Genomic DNA, 19,131 nt, shown 5'->3' with positions numbered 1-19,131 from the left:
GTGCCCATGCTAGCCATCCGCCCGGCCTGTCTTCTCGCTCCGCGAAGAAGACAGGCCGGGCCTGTCTCTTCGCGGAGAAGGCGGGCGGGGCTTGGCCACGCCTGGGACAGGTGAAAGCCCAGCGGGTACGATGCGAGGGCAGGTTTCCGCAACCCCCGTGAGGCGCCATGACAACGCCAGCAGGATGGCGGCGAGACGGCAATCTCCCCAATGAGCTGACCAGCTTCGTGGGGCGCACCAGGTTGCTCACCACGCTCAGACAGCGGTTGAGCGAGCACCGCCTGGTCACGGTGACCGGCATCGGAGGGGTCGGCAAGTCACGCACCGCCCTGCGGATCGCGCATCTGATGCGCAGCCAGTTCAAGGACGGCGTCTGGTTCGCCGACCTGGCCCGCCTCCAGGACTCGGGGATGGTGCGCCACACGATCACCTCGGCCCTCGGGATCGCCGACCAGTCCGCCCGCTCGGCGGACGAGACGCTGATCGAGTGGCTGGGCGACCGCGAGATCCTCCTGATCATCGACACCTGCGAGCACCTGGTCGACGCGTGCGCCGCGCTCTTCGAGGACCTGCTCCGCAGCGCCAAGGGCCTGACCATCCTGGCGACCAGCCGCCAGTCGCTGAACGCCAAGGGCGAGCACACGGTCACCATCCCGCCGCTGACCGTCCCCGGCGACTCCCCGGGCGAGGACGTCTTCACCAACGAGGCGGTTCAGCTCTTCGTCGCGCGGGCCGGTGCGGTGGTGCCCAACTTCATGCTGGACGAGGGCAACATCGGCCCGGTGGCCGAGCTCTGCCGCCGTCTCGACGGCATCCCGCTCGCCATCGAGCTGGCCGCGGTCCGGATGCGCGCGCTCTCCGTGGAGCAGATCCTCGGCCTGCTGGCCGACCGGTTCAGCCTGCTCGCGGGGGCCAGCCGCACCGCGCTGCCCAGGCACCAGACGCTGCGGGCCGCGATCGGCTGGAGCCACGAGCTGTGCGAGCCGGCCGAGCGGCTCCTGTGGGCACGGCTGTCGGTCTTCGCGGGAGACTTCGAGCTCGATGCCGCCCGCTACGTCTGCTCAGGGGACAGTCTCCCCTCAGAGGACATCATGGACCTCATCTCCAGCCTGGTGGAGAAGTCGATCCTGCTGAGCGACGGCACGCCGTCCGGGCACCGCTACCAGCTGATCGACACCCTGCGGCAGTACGGCGAGGAGTGGCTGGACAAGCTCGGTGAGCGCGACCGGATCAGGGAGAAGCACCGCGACTACTACCTGCAGCTGGCCTCAAGGAGCGAGGACGCCTGGTCGGGCGCCCGCCAGGTCTACTGGTACGTCAGGATGCGCCACGAGCACGACAACATCCGCGTCGCGCTCGACTACTGCCTGCGTACTCCCGGCGAGGTGCAGTCCGGGCTGAAGCTGCTGTCCTCCCTGTGGTTCATGTGGGTCGCCTGCGGGCTGGCCCGCGAGGGCAGGCTCTATCTGGAGAAGACACTGGAGCTGGCTCGCCAGCCGAGCGCCGAGCGGTGCAAGGCGCTCTGGGTGCTGTCCTACATCAACAGCGCGCAGGGCAACATCAGCGGTGCCATCGAGGCCGCGGAGCAGTGCAGCTCGGACGCCGTCAGGGTCGGCGACTCGGGCGCGGTCATCCTGGCCACCAAGATGCTCGGCACCGCCGCCTTCCTCCAGAACGACCTGCAGAAGGCGAGCGCGCTGCTGGGCGTGGCGATCGAGTTCCACAAGAGCGGGCGGGAGCTCAACCCGGGTCTGCTCCCCTCGATCGTCGAGCTGTCCATGGTGCTGCTCATCCAGAACGAGCCGGCCGAGGCCGAGGTGCTGCTGCGCGACTGCATCGCGGTCTGCACCCAGCGCGGCGAGCTGTGGCTGCGCTCGTACGCCATCTACGCGCTCGCCAGCGTGTGCCAGGCGATGGGCCGTTCGCCCGAGGCCACGTCGAACGCCCGTGAGGCGCTCCGCCTCAAACGCTACTTCCACGACGTGCTCGGCATCGGCCTGGCGATCGAGGTGGTCGCCAGGCAGGCGCTGGAGGACGGCCAGCCGGTGCTCGCCTCCCTGCTGATGGGCGGCGGTCAGGCCAACTGGCGGACCTTCGGGATGCCGCAGATGGGCTCCCCGTTCTTCAACTCCGAGCACGACCGCTGCGTCAAGGAGTGCAGGCGCGTCCTCGGCGACGAGGCACACGAGAAGGCCTTCTCCCAGGGCAGGAAGCTGAACCTGGAGGAGCTGATCGTCCTCGCGCTCGGAGACCACGAGGACGGTCAGGTGCTCTCCGGGTGAGTCACCCGGCGGACTCTCCCCCCTGCTGCCAGGCCGTCGTGTAGCGGGAGCTGGTCAGCGAGTAGTCGACGCTGCCGCTGATCCAGAACTCCAGGCCGCGCACGTAGGCGAGCACCGCCTCGGAGCCGAGCGCCTCAAGGGAGGGGCGCAGCGCCACCATGTCGGCGATGGCCTGGTTGCGCATGGCGCCGATCGCCTCCATCGCCTGCTGCCGGGAATAGCCCCGGTGCCTGGCGAGCACGCTCACCAGGTTGTTGCGGGAGTTGACGCCCTCGCTCTCCTTGGCGTAGGAGATGAGGTCGTTGTCCCAGACCACGACGTCGTTGGCGCTCTCGGTGATCGCCTTGACGTCGGGGTGGCGCCACTCCTCGGGGGTGAGGGCGCGTCCGCTCGCGACGTCGATGAGGGCGAAGACCGTGAGCATGGCGCCGGTGCGCCGCCGCATGAAGAGGTAGTCGTCCACCTGCGGAACCACGTCGGCCTCGCAGTTGGCGGCCTCCCACACCTGGGCGAAGAGGTAGTCCTTGGTAACGGAGCGCCAGCGGTCGAGCTGGTCGTCGTCTCCGTACCTGGCGATCCTGCCCTTGATCTCCAGGAGCGTCCTGGCGAAGACCTCGTCGACCTCCTGCCCGGCCTCCAGGTCGTCGAGGACGGTGAACAGCCGGGGCAGGGCGCGGGTTATCTCGCCTGCGCCGCGGCCCGACTCGCAGAAGGCGTCGTCGAAGGCGAACAGCCACACGCACCAGTCGGTCACCAGGCGGAGCGTGTGGTGCTCGGCGTAGGGGTACGTACGGGCCCCCAGCCAGCCGTACTTCGCCCGCCGATAGCGCTCCACGGTCTCGGCATCATCCAGGATGCCCGTGTCCACCAGCCAGTCGAGGGTCTCGGCGTTGACCCTTTCGACATGGGGGCTGACCTCGCTGGGAAAGGGGCAGGGTAACGGGGGGACGCGAAGTGGTAGGCCTGACCTACGCGTAGTAGTAGTTCCCACTCCTCCAGGATGGCCGAAGGGCGATAGTTTTCCTATACATCGGCAAACACCTGGATATCGCAATTTTCAGGTTAATGCCCGGACCATTTCCGGTATTCATCCTGGCCGAACGTCCGGGCCGCGTCCGTCGCCGAGGGAGTTCCGGCATCCGGGTCGGCATCGGCCGGCAGGAGCGCCCTCTTGAAGACCGCACCCGCCGACGGCGTCCGCCCCCGGTCGTCGGCCCTGCCCGGGTCGGCGCCCAGCGAGGCGAGTGCCCGGACCGTTTCGGCGTGGCCGTGTCAGGCGGCGAGCCTCGGCAGCGTGTCACCCTTGTCGTTGGTGAGGCCGGCTGGAACCCCGGCCTCGCCATAGGCACGGAGCGTCTCCGTCTCACCGGCTCTCGCCAGGTCGAACAGACGGGTTGCGAACTCCCCAGGCTCAGGGTCAGGCTGCATGTGACCCATTGTGCCCCGATAGGGTGCCTGTGACCGCCGAGGGCATCCGGAATTCAGCGGACCCCCCGTGGGTTGAGCTGAAGAGACGATCGACGAAAGGCTGGAAAACGGTGTTCGACCCGACGGATCTCTACCGGCTCAGCGGAGACGTCCCTGAGCTGACCGATCCGGTGCTGCTCTACCACTTCGACGGGTTCGTGGACGCCGGTGGCGCCGGACGGCTCGCCATCACCCATCTGCTCGACGAGCTGGAGCACCGGGTCGTGGCGACCTTTGACGTGGACCGCCTGCTCGACTACCGCTCCCGGCGGCCCACCATGACCTTCGACAGTGACCGCTGGGTGTCCGTGGAGAGCCCCGAGATCACGCTGCGCCTCGTCCAGGACAGCACGGACACACCGTTCCTGCTGCTCAGCGGCCCCGAGCCGGACCGCGAGTGGGAGCTGTTCACCTCTGCCGTCGAAACGCTGGTCACCCGGCTGGGTGTCGGCAGGCTGGTGACCTTCCACGGCATCCCGATGGCCGTCCCGCACACCCGCCCGCTGGGCGTCACCGGACACGCCAGCCGGCCCGAGCTCGTCGCCGGTCAGACCAGTGCCTTCGGCAAGGTCCAGGTGCCCGGCAGCGCGACCGCGCTGATCGAGTTCCGGCTCGGCGCCAAGGGGCACGACGCCCTCGGCTACGCCGTGCACGTTCCGCACTACCTGGCGCAGGCCGAATACCCCTCGGCCGCGGTGACCGCGCTGGAGGCGGTCACCAAGAACACCGGGCTGGTGTTCCCGCTGGACGGCCTGCGCGAGGCCGCCGTGAAGACCGACGCCGAGATCGCCGAGCAGATCGAGGCCTCCCAGGAACTGTCCACCGCCATCACCGGCCTGGAACAGCAGTACGACGCGTTCGCCGCGGGCTCCGAGCGCGAGAGCCTGATGGCCGAGTCCACGGAGATGCCGACCGGCGACGAGCTCGCCGCCCAGTTCGAGGCGTTCCTGGCCGAACGCGACGAGCATCGCGGTGACTGAGCTGCGCGTCGGCCTCGTCGGGTACGGGGTGGCGGGGGCGTTCTTCCATGCCCCGCTGATCACCGCGACCCCCGGCATGCGGCTGTCCGCGGTGGTCACCGGTGATCCCGGCCGGGCCGCCGAGGCCTCGGGGAAGTACGGCGCGCGGGTGGTCGGCGACGCCGCCGCCCTGTGGGACGGCGCCGACCCGGTCGACCTGGTCGTGATCGCCTCCCCCAACCGCACCCACGTTCCGCTGGCGGAGGCCGCCCTGAAGGCCGGCCTGCCGGTCGTGGTGGACAAGCCGCTGGCCGCGACCGCCGGACAGGCGCGCGGCCTGGTGGAGCTGGCGCGTGCGAGCGGCCTGATGCTGACCGTGTTCCAGAACCGGCGCTGGGACGGCGACTTCCTGACGCTCGGGCGGCTGGTCTCGGCGGGCGAGCTCGGCGAGATCACCCGGCTGGAGTCGCGCTTCGAGCGCTGGCGGCCGGTGCCGAAGGGCGGCTGGCGTGAGACGGGCGGCACCGACGAGGTCGCCGGGCTGCTCTACGACCTCGGCAGCCACCTGGTCGACCAGGCTCTGCGCCTGCTCGGCCCGGTCGTCGACGTCTACGCCGAGTCGGACGTGCGGCGCCCGGGGGTGAACGCCGACGACGACACCTTCATCGCCCTCTCCCACTCGAGCGGGGCCCGTTCCCACCTGTGGGCCGGCGCGGTCTCCCCCCGGCTCGGCCCCCGCTTCCGGGTGCTCGGCTCGCGGGCGGGCTACCTGAAGTACGGGCTGGACGTGCAGGAGGAGCAGTTGCGCGCCGGTCTCACCCCCGCCTCTCCCGGCTTCGGTACGGAGCCTCCGGAGCGGTGGGGCACCCTCGGCACCGACGACGACAACCGCGTCGTCCCCACCGAACCCGGCGCCTACGCCGGGTTCTACCGGGCCGTGGCCGCCACTCTGCGCCAAGGCGCTCCACCACCGGTCGACCCCGAGGAGGTCGTCGAGGCTCTCACGGTGCTGGAGGCGGCCCGGCGCTCGGCCGCCGAGCGCCGGATCGTCACCCTCTGACGACCTGACGACGACCTGACGACGCGCCACCGCTCAACATCCGGATGCCGCGCCTCCGTACTGGAGGCGCGGGCCGGTCGTGCGACCTGACAAGGGTCCTCAGTCGCGCAGGCGGGCGCGGAGGAGACCGGAGTCGCTCTCGCTCCAGCCGTGCGAGCCGAGCCATTCGAGCGGGCCGCCGAAACGGTTGTCCAGGACGTGCAGGAACTGCTCGATGTACTCGGGCCTCGGCCGGTGGTCGTCGGCCGGGCGGTTGTCGAGGTCGTCGCGGTAGGTGGCGCTGGAACGCAGCCGGGCCAGGATGCCCTCCAGGCGGTCACCCGTGGCGATGTAGTCGGCGACGATCGCCTCACGGGTGGCACCGGCGACCTCCAGCGCGAGGGCGCTGACGACACCGGTGCGGTCCTTGCCCGCCGCGCAGTGCACGAGGGCCGCGCCGTCGTCGCGGGCCATGGCGCGCAGGGCCGCCAGGACCGAGTCGGGACGGTCGCGGAGGTAGGCGTAGTAGTAGCCGGTCACCCGCAACTCGGCGAGGTCCTCCTCGTCCCGTGCCGTCCAGGGCAGCACCCGGTCGCCCTCGATGGTGTCGGCCTCGACATCGGTGTACCTGCCGCCCTCGGCGAACAGGGTGAGGTGGTGGATGCTCACCTCCGGCACCGCGGTGAGCGGCCCCGGTCCCTCCAGGCGCACCTCGGGACCCGAGCGCAGGTCGACGACGTTGCGGAGTTTCAGGTCGGCGACGAGCAGCTGAATGTCCCGCTCGGTCAGCCCCTGCAGGTTGTCGGCCCGGTAGATGCGGCCGAAGCGTGTGGTCCCGCCGTCCACCGTGGCGAGCCCGCCGAGGTCGCGTACGTTGACGGCACCTTCAAGATCAATCCAACGCGTGAAGTCGTTCATCGCCGCCAAGTTTATACGCCCCTTTACGTATGGCCAGTTAACACATAGGACCTATTTCCGTAATTGCCGATGTCCATGTACCGCGTCCTTAAATGCACCGCATTTTTCTCCATGAGGAAGAGTGAAGGTGCCCGCCCGTGTCCCGATGCAAGGAGATCGCGTGGATCCGAGGAGACGCACCCCGCATCTGCTGATCGATCCGGCTCTGCCCGAATCGATCTCCTCGGTCCTGCGCGCCGGCCCGCAGGCGCTGCGCGCGGCCAGGCTGGGACACATCCCCGAGGCCAGGAGCCCCGATCTCGTCAAGGCGTTCGCGATCGCCGGGCTCCTGCTGCTCATGGCGGTGCTGAGTATTGCGGGCGGCTTACTTGCCGCCCTCATCCTGATCTTCATCGCCGTGCTGCGCAGCCTGAGCGACGACCCCCGGAGCCTGCGCGAGCGGCGGCGCGTCCGGCTGGCCGTGGAGCACGGCGACCGGTTCGTCCTGCCCGAGGACCTCGACGCCGACTGCGGCGACCTGCTCCGCCGCGCGCAGGACGCCACCAAGACGGTGCTCGACTCCCGGATCAACCGGGCAGGGCTGCTCGACACGATCGACAACGCGGTGACACTGCCCGCACAGACCTGGCAGATCGCCACGAAACTGGTGCGGTTGTCGAAACTGAGGGCCGAGCACCGCCGCCTCGTACCGGACGCGCCCCCACCGGAGGTGGCCGAGGCGTTCACCCCCTATGTCGGGGCGCTGAAGGCCGCCGAGAGCTCGCTGACCAGGCGGATCCGCGCGCTGGAGGAGTACGCCAGGCAGGTCCGCAAGGCCGACGGCCTCTACCTCGCCCACCGGCAGCTTCAGGTGCTCGCCGAACGGACCCCGCAGTACGAGGCGCTGGTCGCCGAGACGGCGGAGGACGCGCTGGCCGTTCCCGACCTGGAACGCCTGACCGAGCAGGCCCGGCAGATCAGGGAGTTGTTCCACAAGAGCATCGACGAGGCCCGCGGCGCCGCCAGGCACCTGCTGACGACCGCCGACCCCTGAGGCCCCTGGCCGCGCTCTCGGCCAGGCGTGAAGGGGGACGCTCAGCCCTCCGCACGGCGCAGGAGTTCCAGGGTGCGGCCCATCCCCGCCTGGTTGCCGAGGCTGCGGTAGATGTCCTGGGCCTGGCGCAGGGCGTCCACCGCGGCCTGCCGCTCACCCGCCTCCAGATACGCCTCCCCCAGGTGGCGCAGGCTCCTGGCCATCCACCAGCGGTCACCCAGCTCCTCGAAGTCGCGCACCGCCCGCAGCAGCGACTCCTGCGCCTCTCGCGTGCGGCCGAGCCGCCCGTGGGCGCGTCCCGCCGACAGCTCGGCCCTGGCGACGCCCCACGAGTCACCGAGCGCGGTCAGCATCTCGGTGGCCCGGCGCACGTAGGTGAGCTCGCGGAGCGCGTTGGCCGGGTTGCCGACCTCCCCTGCCGCGCGCAGGCACCTGGCCTCCTCCCACAGCTCGCCGCGGAGCCGGAACATCTCGGCCGCCCGGTCCAGGCTGAAACCGGCCCTGGCGAATGCCTCCTCGGCGGCGCGGCTGTCACCGGCGGCGTGCGATCCCCTGGCCGTCACACCGAGCACCTCCCCGTAGGCGCGCAGCGTCTGCGCCTCCGAGTAGCGGTTGCGGTCGCGCTCGAACACCTCCAGGGCCTCCTCCAGCAGTTCGCGCGCCTCCTCGGGCCTGCGCTGGGCAAGCCTGAGCTCCGCGAGGTTACGCCGGGTCCTGGCCGTCCACCAGCGGTCCTCCTCGCCCTTGAAGGCGGTGACCGCGCCGATCAGGTAGCCCTGTCCCCGGTCCAGGTTGCCGTTGTTAAACAGGGTCATGCCGACCGTGCGCATCGCCCGCGCCGCCCACCAGGACTCGCCGAGGTCGGTGAAGATCTCCAGAGCCCGTTCGGCGTCCGCCGCGGCGCTGTGGTGGCCGCCCTGGCCGCCCGCCACCGCCGCCCGGTCCAGCAGCGCGATGCCCAGCGCCCGCCGGTCGTCCATCCGCTCCGCGGCCTCGCACAGGATCTCGGCGACCGCCCGCCAGTCGGACCAGTAGGCCCGCAACGAGTGGCAGAGCGAGCAGAAGGCCCGGCCGAGCCCCCAGGCCAGCTCCCACATCTGCATGCTCCTGGCCTGGCCGATCACGGCGACCAGGGTCAGCCGCTCGGCGTTGAGCCAGTCGGCCGCCGAGACCTGGGCCTGCGTCACCGCTCCCGGCCCACCGGGCCTGACCCTGCGGCCCCAGTCCTGTGGCCAGCGGGCCACGGCCGCCGTCTCCGCGCGGCGGCGGTAGCCGGACAGGACCCGCTCGATGGCGGCCCGGCGGTGACTCTCGTCGTCGTCGGAGAACGCCAGCTCACGGGCGAAGATCCGGACGAGGTCGTGCAGCCGGTAGCGCATCGTCCCGGAGAAGTCGGTACCCGAGCACTCGGCGAGCTGGGCGTCGATGAGCGCCTCCAGCTGGTCGGCGCCCTCGGGTTCCGAGGTGGCGAGCAACTCCCCCGCCACCCAGCCGGGCACATCGGGAGCGCTCAGCAGGCTGAGCAGGCGCAGCAGGCGGCGCTGCAGGCCGGTGCAGTCGTCGTAGCTCAGCTGGAGGGAGGCCCGCACGCTCTTGTCCAGCCTGCGGGCGATCTCAAGCTGGTCCAGGCGGCGGCGCTCGTCTCGCAGCCGGTCGGCGAGCCGGCGCAGCGTCCAGTTCTCCCGGGTGGCCAGGCGTCCGCCACAGATGCTGATGGCCAGCGGCAGGTGGTCGCACATCCGTACGATCTCCTGGGCCGACTCCAGGTCGGCGGCGACCCGGTCGTCCCCGGCCAGCCGGGCCAGCAGCTCGACGCCCTGCGCCTCGCTGAACACCGACAGCCGCTTGTCGTAGGTGTTGAGCAGGAACAGCGGCTGCCTGGAGGTGATCAGGACCGCGCACCCCGGCTCGGCCGGGATCAGGTCCTTGACCTGGTCGCCGTCCCGGGCGTTGTCCAGGCAGATGAGGATGCGCCTGCCCTTGGTCCAGGTCAGCCAGAGCGCGCGGAGCTCGGCGAGACCTCCGGGGTCGGTGGTGAGCCGGACGCCGAGCGCGCGCAGGAAGCCGATCAGCACCTCCTCCGGACCGACCGGAGCCTCCACCTCACCGCGCAGGTCCGCGTAGAGGCGGCCGTCGGGAAAGCTTCCGGCGATCTCGTGGCCGAACCTGGCGGTGAGCACGGACTTGCCCACCCCGCCCCTGCCGTACACCGAGACGACCAGCGGCGAGGCGTTCTCCGCGTGGTCCCTGGAGCGGCGGCGCGCGGCGAAGACCTCACGCAGCTCGGCCAGCGACTCGGTACGGCCGGTGAAGTGCGCGGAGACCGGCGGCCACTGGTCCGGCGGGCGCCACGGCACCGTGGCGGCCGTGCTCGGCTCCTCGGCCTGCTTGCCGGTCGTCGCCCAGGTGAGCAGTCCGACCAGGAGACCGGCGACCGCGGTGGCGCCGATCTTGGCCTCGGTGGGCAGCTCCCACACGTCCAGCGAGGTCGCCAGGACGCTGGCCACGGCCGCGGCGATCCCCGCCACCGCGGGCGCCGCCAGCGGGATCCGGCGTCTCGGCGGTCTGGAGCCACGCCGATCAGGCACGCTCGACGGCCCGGCCATCAGACTCTCCCGAGGGGATCGTTGTCTTTAGGCGACAGGAGAACCGGGAGCGGTAGGGCCGCCAAGGCCCGAGCGTGCGGTGAGCTGCCAGATCTGCGCATTCCGCGTCGCCTCTTTTCCAAACTCGATACGGTGGGAACAGGAGTTCCAGTGAGGGCGGTGGTGTGATGCGCAGGTCCTACAAGTTCCGGTTGCGTCCCACCGTGGGGCAGGCGATCGTGTTGACCGCTTGTTTGGATGATCACCGTGCCCTGTACAACGCCGCGCTGGAGCACCGTCGCACCGCCTACGCCAAGGCGGGGGTGAGTGTTCGCTACGGTGAGCAGTCGGCGGAGTTGAAGTACATCCGCGCAGAGGATGCCGACGGGCAGGGCCGATGGTCGTTCTCCTCCCAGCAGGCCACCCTGCGCCGCCTGGACAAGGCGTTCGCGGCGTTCTTCGCCCGCGTCAAGGCCGGGCGCACCCCAGGATTTCCCCGTTTCAAAGGCAGGGGCCGGTTCGACACCGTCGAGTGGCCCAGGGACGGAGACGGCTGCCGCTGGGACTCCCAGCCCGAACACCCCAGCGCCACCTACGTCCGCCTGCAGGGCGTCGGCCATGTCCGGCTGCACCGGCACCGGCAGGTCAAGGGCGCGGTGAAGACGATCGGCATCAAGCGGGAGGGCTCGCGCTGGTATGTGATCCTGTCGTGTGACGATGTGCCCGCCGAGCTGTTGCCCGTGACCGACAAGGCGGTGGGCATCGACCTGGGCGTGGCGTCGCTGGTCATCACCAGCGAAGGAGACCTCCTCGACAACCCCCGTCACCTGGCCGTCTCCGCCGACCGGCTCGCCAGGGCACAACGGGACCTGGCGCGCAAGCAGCGAGGCTCGACGCGACGCCGTAAGGTCGTGGCCCGCGTCGCCGCACTGCATGCCAAGGTGCGCCGCAGGCGTCTGGACGGGGCGCACAAAGCCGCACTGACCTTGGTTGGCGACTACGACGTGATCGTGTGCGAGGACCTGCGCGTCACGAACATGACCAGGCGTGCCGCCCCGAAGCCCGATGGAGAGGGCGGGTATCTGCCCAATGGGGCGGCGGCGAAGTCGGGTCTGAATCGCAGCATCCTGGACGCGGGGTGGGGGGTGTTCTTGACGATCCTGTCGCACAAGGCTGAAAGCGCCGGTCGAGAACTGATCGCGGTGAACCCCGCCCACACCTCCCGCACCTGCTCGCGTTGCGGGCATTGCGCGAAAGAGAACCGCCGTACCCAGGCCGAGTTCGCCTGTACGGCATGCGGGCACAGCGCGCACGCCGACGTGAACGCGGCGATCAACATCCTGAGGGCAGGGCTTGCCCTTCGTGAAGCTGCACGAGCGGCTTAGCGAGAAGCCGCTCCCTTCAAAGAGCGGAGGAGTCACTCACACCCCTCGTAGGAAGACCACGACACGCCCTGCGAATGACCGTCCGGTGGCCGGGTGACCCGGCCACCGGACGATCAGCTCCATTCTCCACGAGGAACGCTCCGCGCGCTCTCGCTCCGAACACCTTCCGCGTCACCCCCGCCGGGGGTGACGCGGTCCGGGCCTCAGCGCCCCAGCGCCTGACAGGTCGCCTTGGCGGTCTTGGTGGGATCGCTCTCCGAGGTGGCGGTCAGGGTCACCTTCGCGACGTGGCTGCCGCCTGCCGCCCGCAGGGCGTTGACGGCGACCAGCGTGCTCTTGCCCGAGCCCGCGGTCGCGAGCTCGTTGGGCAGCGAGGCGGTCCAGCCTCGGCCCTCGACCTTCACCGACAGCCGGTAGACGTCACTCTTGAGATAGGCGCTCACATCCTCGGGGTGCTGCCCGGCGGCCTGGGCGGCCCTGCCGGTGTTGAACAGCGGGAAGCGGCAGGTGGAAAGGCCGTCGCCGGACGGGAGGCCGACGGACGGGAGCACCTTCACCCCGCGCTTGTTCGGGCCGGCGCCGTCCAGTGAGCGGATCGCCACCGTGTAGGAGAGCACGCCCTTGCGGTCGCGCTTGAGATCCAGGACGTAGAAGTGGAGCCGGTTGGCCTCGTCCACGTACTCGAACTCGGAGCCCGAGCCGGTGCCCGCGTGGAACAGGGCGTCCGACAACTGGCGGTAGTCGCCGATCGTGATGGGCACGGCGGTGCCGTCCGGCAGGACGTAGTCGGTCATACCGATGTCCTGCGGGTTGGCGTCGATCACCCACTCGAAGGGCGCCTGGTCGGCGTTCTTGGTCTTGGCCAGCAGCACACCCGAGTCGGGCGTGAAGGAGTCGGCGCCCATCCTGTCCACGACCTCGAGCGTGTAGTTGTGGTATCCGCCGCCGTCGCAGAACGGGTCGGTGCGCACGTCGCAGGCCGGGCTGCGGTCGCCGTCACCGAAGGCGATGTTGACCCCGGACAGACCGGCCGGTCCCGGCTGGATCACCCGGGCGGTCACCTCCGCCACGACGACCCCGGACTCGGCCAGCGCCTCACGGGACAGGCGCAGCACGTTGTTCTCGTCCACCATCTCAAGCTTGATCTTGTTGCGGAGCATGTGCTGGGCTCCCATGGAGCCGCCCGAGGTGGGCGGGATCAGCCAGCGGCTGTGCGGACCACCCGGGCCGTTGAAGCTGCCCCGGCTGAGCATCTCCCAGATCCCGGTGTACGCCCGGCGCGGCGGTACTCCGAACGGGTTGTTGTAGTTGTCGCCGATGCCGAGAATGTGGCTGAGCTCGTGGGCGTAGACGCCCTGCCCCGAGCTCTCCGCCTGGGTGGAGGACCCGCCCCCGGCGTTGGGCCAGATGGAGGCGGCCGAGGCCCAGGACGTCCACTCCACGTAGCGGGTTCTGGCCCAGTTGGGCAGGGCCGGGTCGGGCGGGCCGAAGTCGTCGGTCACCGCCTCCTTGGTGGGGAACTTGATCGGGCCGAACTCCTGCCAGGTGGCCGACTCGTCCTGTCCCGCGCTCAGGTAGAAGACGAAGTCGAAGCCCGCCGGAACCTCCTGGCCGACGTCGCCGATCCACGCCGCCCGCGCGTCGGTCCTGATGTTGCGGTTGCAGGCGTCACCGGCCGGGCAGGCGGTGCCTCCCTGGAACTCCATGGCGTACTCGTGTGACTTGCCCGGCATCTGGTAGGGGCCGAACGCGGTCAGCTCCACGCCGTAACGCCCCCCGGAGTCCTCCATCCAGTACTCGTGGATGGTGTGGCCCCGGTTGAGGTCGTTGGGGGTGTTGAGGAAGTCCCGGTAGAAGCCGGCGACCTGGTCGCGGGGAATGTCGTGGGCCTCGGCGCTGGGGTTCCTGAAGACCGTCGAGCCCTTGGGCTGGGTGACCACGAACGGCTGGTTGGGATAGTCGGCCAGGACGAGCGCGCCGCGGAAGGTGCGCTTGGAACCCTTGACCGCGGGGTCGGCCCAGTTGGTGCCGGGGGGTTTGCGGTAGTCGGCCCACGTCATGTGGTCCGGGTTCTTCCAGTTCTGCGGGTCGATCGGTGCCGGGGTGACGGGCTCGGCGCGCCGCGCGGCCGAGGCCTCGGGGGCGTCCTGCTGCCAGGGCTGGGTCTGGGGCCAGTGTTCCAGGCGCCAGGGGTGCTCCGGGTCCGGGGCGGGGTCGGCGGAGGCGGGCAGGGAGGCGAGACCGATAGGGATCAGCACAACTGCGGCGATCAGTACTTTAAGCAACTTGGGGGGACGAGTCACGCTAAATGACGTTATAGATCACTTTCGGATAGATCAACAATCCGCTGTCAGGAAAGTTGATGAGCGGCCGGCGGCGGCGCGTTCGAGCTCGAGCCGCCCCTGTCCCCACCGGGTGCGCTCCCCGGCGGGTCGACTGTCCGAGGAGGGGTCTGACCAGCACAGTAACCTCTTGTTCGAGCAAACTTCGGAAAAGAGTTCCATGACCGAACAGACCAGAAGTGTCGAACGGCACGAAAAACTCGCCTGACCGACGATCCCCGTGCGGCCGGACCACCATCACGATCGCCCACCGCCTGTCGACGATCCGCGACGCCGACCAGATCGTGGTCCTCGACCGGGGCCGCATCGTCGAACGCGGCAGCCACGACGATCTCCTCGCCGCCGGCGGCCCCTACGCCGCCCTCGTCAACCGCGACCGCTCCCTCACCACGGCCTGACCGGGCCGTATCCCGGCGGAGAACCGCACTCCAGGTCGTTCCGTGGGCAGAAGCTCAGCCAGGTTCAACCTGGCCAGGGCAGCTATGACGGCGGAGTAGCGGAGGGGACCCGGTCGAGGGCGATCCCGAAGGAGTCGAGGTAGGCGGGGAGGAGTTCGGTCCCGTCCAGGACGCGTTCGGTGCGCTCGCCGTCCACGCTGTGGATCAGTTTGCGGTCCCTGAGCGTGGTCCGGCCCCGGGCCGTGCGCATCGAGCAGATCGGTGACCTGGTGAAGTGCGACTGCGGGGAGGTCGCCTGCCACCAGCACGTCGGGACGAAGTCCGCCAGCTCGTAGGGCCGGGCGGTCAGCCGGTAACCCGGGTCGCCATTGTGCGTGATGTCGAGGTCACCGTGGTCACCGTGGTCGCCGGGGGCGGGCGCGATCCGGAACACGCCCCCGCCGTCCTTCTGCTCCGCGCGCTCGTGGAGCCGCAGCGGCTCGTCGGAGAAGTCGCCGAACCCGACGTCGACCAGCCACGGCTCGTCGAGATCAACGCGGAGTGCCAGGTGGTCGAAGAGCGGTCCCGGCGCGCCGCCGCCGAAGACCCGGGCGGCCAGCAGCGTCACCCGGTAGCCGAGCGCGGTCAGCAACTCGGCGAACAACCCGTTCAGCTCGTAACAGAAACCGCCACGACGGCGGTTGACGATCTTGTCGAACAGCGCGTCGGAGTCGAGCGAGATCGGCTCGCCGAGATGGATGCTCAGGTTCTCGAACGGCACCGTCCTCAGGTGCGCGAACTGCAAGGCCCGCAGGCTCCGAGCATCCGGCTCCGCGAGCCGGGCCACGCCCAATCTATCCAGATATTGAGTGATCTTCACCTCGTCCATGGAGCAAGCAAACCACCCGCCGAGCACGTCCGGTACCCGTCGGATCCCGCCACCGGCGAACGCCTGCTCCGGCAGTTGGAGAGCCGCGACTGGACGGAAGAGGCCGTCACTCAGTCCGGTGTCGGGCTTTGGGGGTACGGCGTCGACTTCGTCACGCTGCACTGATACGGCGGCGACTTCCGCACCGAGGCGGCGGTCGGCCGGGGAGAACCGTCCCGCTAGATTTGGCTCACGGCACCGGATGTCCCGGCATCCGCATGATCCACCGATTGCTGAAGAGGACCCCGCACGCATGAACAGCCCTTCGCGGACCGCGCGAGCGACCTTCCGTGCCGCCACCGTCACGGACATCCCCACCCTGGTCTCCCTGGTCGAGTCCGCGTACCGGGGAGAGGCGAGCCTGGCCGGTTGGACGAGCGAGGCGCATCTGCTGGGCGGGCAGCGGACCGATGCCCGGGGCGTGACCGCCGCGGTGGAGAACCCGGACGGCCGCATGCTGGTCGCGGAGTCGGAGGGCGAGATCATCGCCTGCTGCCAGGTGGAGCACCAGGGCGGACACGCGTACTTCGGGATGTTCGCGGTACGCCCCACGCTGCAGGGCGGCGGCCTCGGTAAGGCGGTCCTCGCCGAGGCCGAGCGTCTCGCCCGCGACGAGTGGGGGGTGGACGAGATGCGCATGACGGTGATCTCGGTCCGCGAGGAACTGCTGGCCTGGTACGTGCGCCGGGGCTACGTCCGCACCGGCGAGACGGCCCCGTTCCCCTACGGCGACGAGAGCTTCGGCCTGCCGACCAGGGACGACCTGGAGTTCGAGGTGCTGGCCAAGAAGCTCGGCTGAGCGAGAGCCCGTCCACGGGGAGAGCCGCCTGTCCGGATGCGGACGACCGGTGACGGCTCGGCGGGCCTTGCCCGGGACGGGCGGCTCGCGGCGGTAGCGTGGGAAGGGTGAGCAAGCCCTACCTCGACCCCGTCACCTGGTACGCCACCCTGCCCACCGTGTTCACCTGCGCCTGCCTGCTGATCACCGACCCCGAGGACCGGGTGCTGCTGGTCAAGCCCAATTACCGGCCGACCTGGGACTTCCCCGGTGGGGTCGTGGAAGAGGGCGAGGCGCCCCACGCGTGCGCGAGGCGCGAGGTGACCGAGGAACTCGGCGTGCCCGTCGAGGTGGGTGAACTCCTCGTGGTCCACTGGAGTCCGCCGTCGGGGGAACGCCCCCGCTCGCTGATCCACTTCGTGTTCGACGGCGGCGTGCTGAGCGATCCCGGCCAGATCAGCCCGGAGGCCGAGGAGCTTGACGAGGTGGCGTTCCTCCCGTGGCACACCGCCGCCACCCTCCTGGAGGAGAACGCCGCCACCCGCCTGCACACCGCCCGCCTCGCCCGGCGCGAAGGGCGTCCCGTCTACCTGTCGGACGAGTGACCAACGGGCCGTCATCGCGTTCAGCCGCCTCGCCTCAGCCCTAGGTGCCGGAGAAGTCGAATGGACGAGCGCGCGGAGCGCCGCGTACCGGCTCGGCTCCGACCTCGTCTGGCTCGGCGACGGGTGACCGTACCCGCCTGGCACGGCATGGCTCGGCGGCCGCCGAGCCATGCTCTGACCTGTGGGTTTTCGGGCGTAAAACGGGTAGGGCCGCAATATGAGTCAAATGCCCCCGGACCGTAAAGGTCTAAGCGACGAGCAGGCGGTCGAAGTCGAGGAGTGGACCGATGACCTCGGCCTTCACCACGAGATCCTTCCGGACGATCCCGGACATCAGGACACGCTTGACGAACGTCTCTGGCGTGAGGCCCCGAACCACGAACGGCGGCCCCCACGCGAGGAGGACCGCCTGGTGGCGCCGGATGAGGGCCTCGGCCCGGACGAGACATCCGAGGAGTACGCCCGGGACGTCGGCCCCGACAGCGGAGACCTGTCAGCCGAGGAACGCGCCATCCACATCGAACCCGACTGATCCGGCTCGTTAGGGAGGTCCTTCGCGGTGTCCTCACCGAGGACGCCGTCGAAGCCATGTGCCTGGCTCCGCGAAGTATCCACGACCGGGTAGCCGATTCCGCGTAGGCACATGGCCTGATGTGCACGACCCCGCCCCCTACTCCGCGAGCGGTCCGCGATCAACCGGCGGCCCTGCCTCCCAGGGCCGCGACGAGGCCGGGGAAGTCGTCGATGACGTGGTCGGCCTCGGCCGCCTCGGGGCGGGCGGCGTGCAGGTGACCCCACGGGCCCCGGCGGATCAGGGCGGTCCACATTCCGGCCGCACGGGCGGGCCGGACGTCGTTGTCGAGCCGGTCGCCCACGTAGAGGATCTCGCCGGCCTCGCGCCCCGACACCGCGACGACCTTCGCGAAGAAGCCCGGATCGGGCTTGGACACCCCCCAGCCGTCGGAGGTGTGGATCGCGTCGACGGGCAGATCCATCGCGGCCAGCGCGTCATATGCCTGCGGCGGCTGGTTGCCCGCGATGATCAGCTCGTATCCGAGCCCGCGCAACGCGGCCAGGCCGGGCCGTACATCCGGATAGAGGTCGTCGGCGTCGAAGTTCACCCGGAGCCCGGCGGGGTCGTCCCGCTTCCACGCCTCCTGCTCGGCCTCGACGTCGAACCCGGGCCGTAGCAGCCGGAACGCGTCCTCGAACGACCGGTCGAGCGCGGCCATGCCGCCCAGCACGCCGAGCATGGTGAACCGGGTGACGCCGAGCCGGTCGGCCCAGCGCGACCAGATCCGCGTCTCGTCGATCAGCGTCTCACCCACATCGAACACCAGCGCCTTGACCACGCCGCCCCCTTCCCAAGCCCGTCCGATCGTAGCCCGCCCCAACAAAACGGACACCCAGGGACCACTCCAGAGCGAGCCCCCTCACACGAACGCGCCCGAACACCGGCATCACTCCCGGCCGTGCCGCAGCCCACAGCCGATCCATGATCACCGCACATTTCTCTCATGACCGACGACATCCCATGGAACACTGAGAGTGCATGTTCGGACACGAAGGGATACAGGCCGATGGTGATGACAGCGTCTCAGCGATCCGCACCGCGCACCGCGCCCCAGCCGCCCGCTCAGCCCGCCGCACCTGAGGACTGTCCACTACCTCGCACCCCGAGGGAGATCTTCGAGTCTCTTCCCCCAACCCTGTGCCTTCGCGCCGAGATCATCGACGGGAACCTTATCGTGAGCCCATCTGACATTCCCAAGCACGGCCGGATCGCCATGCGCCTCGCCTTTGCCTTGCAGCCCATCCTGGAGAAAAACGACTGGGAGAGTTTTGCGGGAAATGTCGATATCTGCATCGAGGGGCCACGTGACACTCTGGTCCCCGATTACTGCCTGGTCCCCGTGGACGCTCCGCTCTGGGGCGATCGGGAGATCCTCTCCTCGGGCCTGATCCTGGTGGCGGAGATCGTCTCACCCGGCTCCATGGAGATGGACCGTGCCACGAAGCCCCGGATCTACGCGGGCTGCGGCATCCCGATCATGCTGATCGTCGACCCCGTCGCCTCACCGCCCGCGGTGACCGTCCTCAGCGATCCCGAGGACGGCAGCTACCGGACCATGACCCACACCGAGATGGGCAAGCCGCTCCGGATCCCCTCCCCCGTCGACTTCGACCTGGACACCTCGATCTTCCTGTAACGACACCGACTCGACCTGCCCCACCCAGCGAGGCGTCGGCACCGGGATACGGCACGACGGAGCCACCAGCCGATGAACACGTCTCGCTCCTGCCCGGAATCTGCTGGGCACCTCACGCCTGGCGCTGACGCCATCAAGCCACCGCCCGACGCTTCCACTACCAGCGCAGATCCCAACCATGATCGCGAAATGTCACTGGAGTACTAATCCGGTGATGTGGCCG

At 69.8% G+C, this 19,131-nt stretch carries 18 protein-coding genes; 11 read left to right on the top strand and 7 right to left on the bottom strand.

The window, feature by feature from the left end; genetic code table 11:
• Positions 1 to 167 precede the first annotated feature (167 nt).
• A complete protein-coding gene (locus ABT130_RS02295; protein ID WP_350923605.1) occupies positions 168 to 2,282 on the top strand; it encodes an ATP-binding protein in 2,115 nt (704 codons plus the stop codon).
• A gap of 1 nt (position 2,283) precedes the next feature.
• On the opposite strand, the gene ABT130_RS02290 is transcribed toward ABT130_RS02295, so the two are convergent.
• Positions 2,284 to 3,273: a 4-epi-cubebol synthase gene (locus ABT130_RS02290; RefSeq protein ID WP_350923603.1), complete on the bottom strand. Its 990-nt coding sequence runs from the start codon at positions 3,271 to 3,273 to the stop codon at positions 2,284 to 2,286.
• Positions 3,274 to 3,554: 281 nt separating this feature from the next.
• The gene (locus tag ABT130_RS02285) at positions 3,555 to 3,710 is read right to left on the bottom strand and encodes a hypothetical protein (protein ID WP_350952115.1); all 156 of its coding nucleotides are present in this window, start codon (positions 3,708 to 3,710) and stop codon (positions 3,555 to 3,557) included.
• Between the two features lie 110 nt (positions 3,711 to 3,820).
• Here ABT130_RS02285 and ABT130_RS02280 point away from each other — a divergent pair, with 110 nt between their 5' ends.
• Together ABT130_RS02280 and ABT130_RS02275 are read left to right on the top strand one after the other, a co-directional pair.
• Complete coding sequence (locus ABT130_RS02280) at positions 3,821 to 4,729, top strand: proteasome assembly chaperone family protein (protein WP_350952113.1); 909 nt, start codon at positions 3,821 to 3,823, stop codon at positions 4,727 to 4,729.
• Entirely contained in the window at positions 4,722 to 5,768 is a 1,047-nt protein-coding gene (locus tag ABT130_RS02275) for a Gfo/Idh/MocA family oxidoreductase (protein WP_350952111.1), read from the top strand. Before ABT130_RS02280 ends, ABT130_RS02275 begins: the two co-directional genes overlap by 8 nt.
• Before the next feature lie 99 nt (positions 5,769 to 5,867).
• Here ABT130_RS02275 and ABT130_RS02270 read toward each other — a convergent pair whose 3' ends face one another.
• Positions 5,868 to 6,665 carry a tyrosine-protein phosphatase gene (locus ABT130_RS02270; protein WP_350923594.1) on the bottom strand — a complete coding sequence of 266 codons (798 nt, stop codon included), beginning with the start codon at positions 6,663 to 6,665 and terminating at the stop codon, positions 5,868 to 5,870.
• 160 nt (positions 6,666 to 6,825) lie between these two features.
• Here ABT130_RS02270 and ABT130_RS02265 point away from each other — a divergent pair, with 160 nt between their 5' ends.
• Positions 6,826 to 7,698 carry a hypothetical protein gene (locus tag ABT130_RS02265; protein WP_350952109.1) on the top strand — a complete coding sequence of 291 codons (873 nt, stop codon included), beginning with the start codon at positions 6,826 to 6,828 and terminating at the stop codon, positions 7,696 to 7,698.
• A 41-nt stretch (positions 7,699 to 7,739) separates the two neighbouring features.
• Here ABT130_RS02265 and ABT130_RS02260 read toward each other — a convergent pair whose 3' ends face one another.
• Complete coding sequence (locus ABT130_RS02260) at positions 7,740 to 10,304, bottom strand: tetratricopeptide repeat protein (protein WP_350952107.1); 2,565 nt, start codon at positions 10,302 to 10,304, stop codon at positions 7,740 to 7,742.
• Between the two features lie 167 nt (positions 10,305 to 10,471).
• Between ABT130_RS02260 and ABT130_RS02255 the strand changes: the two genes are divergently transcribed.
• On the top strand, positions 10,472 to 11,668 hold the full coding sequence (locus tag ABT130_RS02255; protein ID WP_350952105.1) for an RNA-guided endonuclease InsQ/TnpB family protein: 1,197 nt from the start codon (positions 10,472 to 10,474) through the stop codon (positions 11,666 to 11,668).
• 203 nt (positions 11,669 to 11,871) lie between these two features.
• On the opposite strand, the gene ABT130_RS02250 is transcribed toward ABT130_RS02255, so the two are convergent.
• On the bottom strand, positions 11,872 to 13,926 hold the full coding sequence (locus ABT130_RS02250) for a M6 family metalloprotease domain-containing protein (protein WP_350952103.1): 2,055 nt from the start codon (positions 13,924 to 13,926) through the stop codon (positions 11,872 to 11,874).
• Positions 13,927 to 14,189: 263 nt separating this feature from the next.
• Between ABT130_RS02250 and ABT130_RS02245 the strand changes: the two genes are divergently transcribed.
• Entirely contained in the window at positions 14,190 to 14,408 is a 219-nt protein-coding gene (locus ABT130_RS02245; protein ID WP_350923690.1) for a hypothetical protein, read from the top strand.
• An 82-nt stretch (positions 14,409 to 14,490) separates the two neighbouring features.
• On the opposite strand, the gene ABT130_RS02240 is transcribed toward ABT130_RS02245, so the two are convergent.
• Positions 14,491 to 15,192 carry an arylamine N-acetyltransferase family protein gene (locus tag ABT130_RS02240; RefSeq protein WP_350952101.1) on the bottom strand — a complete coding sequence of 234 codons (702 nt, stop codon included), beginning with the start codon at positions 15,190 to 15,192 and terminating at the stop codon, positions 14,491 to 14,493.
• Here ABT130_RS02240 and ABT130_RS02235 point away from each other — a divergent pair.
• The 4 genes from ABT130_RS02235 (at position 15,178) to ABT130_RS02220 (ending at position 17,230) form a co-directional block, all read left to right on the top strand.
• Positions 15,178 to 15,441: a hypothetical protein gene (locus ABT130_RS02235; protein ID WP_350952099.1), complete on the top strand. Its 264-nt coding sequence runs from the start codon at positions 15,178 to 15,180 to the stop codon at positions 15,439 to 15,441. The genes ABT130_RS02240 and ABT130_RS02235 overlap by 15 nt on opposite strands.
• A 127-nt stretch (positions 15,442 to 15,568) precedes the next feature.
• Positions 15,569 to 16,114 carry a GNAT family N-acetyltransferase gene (locus tag ABT130_RS02230; protein ID WP_350952097.1) on the top strand — a complete coding sequence of 182 codons (546 nt, stop codon included), beginning with the start codon at positions 15,569 to 15,571 and terminating at the stop codon, positions 16,112 to 16,114.
• Positions 16,115 to 16,221: 107 nt separating this feature from the next.
• Complete coding sequence (locus ABT130_RS02225) at positions 16,222 to 16,698, top strand: NUDIX domain-containing protein (RefSeq protein ID WP_350952095.1); 477 nt, start codon at positions 16,222 to 16,224, stop codon at positions 16,696 to 16,698.
• Between the two features lie 226 nt (positions 16,699 to 16,924).
• The gene (locus tag ABT130_RS02220) at positions 16,925 to 17,230 is read left to right on the top strand and encodes a DUF5709 domain-containing protein (RefSeq protein ID WP_350923572.1); all 306 of its coding nucleotides are present in this window, start codon (positions 16,925 to 16,927) and stop codon (positions 17,228 to 17,230) included.
• A 160-nt stretch (positions 17,231 to 17,390) separates the two neighbouring features.
• Here the strand turns inward: ABT130_RS02220 and ABT130_RS02215 are convergent, their stop codons facing one another.
• On the bottom strand, positions 17,391 to 18,050 hold the full coding sequence (locus ABT130_RS02215) for an HAD family hydrolase (RefSeq protein WP_350923569.1): 660 nt from the start codon (positions 18,048 to 18,050) through the stop codon (positions 17,391 to 17,393).
• A gap of 165 nt (positions 18,051 to 18,215) precedes the next feature.
• On the opposite strand from ABT130_RS02215, the gene ABT130_RS02210 reads away from it, so the two are divergent.
• Entirely contained in the window at positions 18,216 to 18,908 is a 693-nt protein-coding gene (locus tag ABT130_RS02210; RefSeq protein ID WP_350952094.1) for a Uma2 family endonuclease, read from the top strand.
• Positions 18,909 to 19,131 lie beyond the last annotated feature (223 nt).

This window comes from Streptosporangium sp. NPDC001681, from assembly GCF_040298085.1.
In the GTDB taxonomy this organism is placed as follows: Bacteria; Actinomycetota; Actinomycetes; order Streptosporangiales; family Streptosporangiaceae; genus Streptosporangium.
This window is presented reverse-complemented; position numbering and strand designations above follow the sequence as displayed.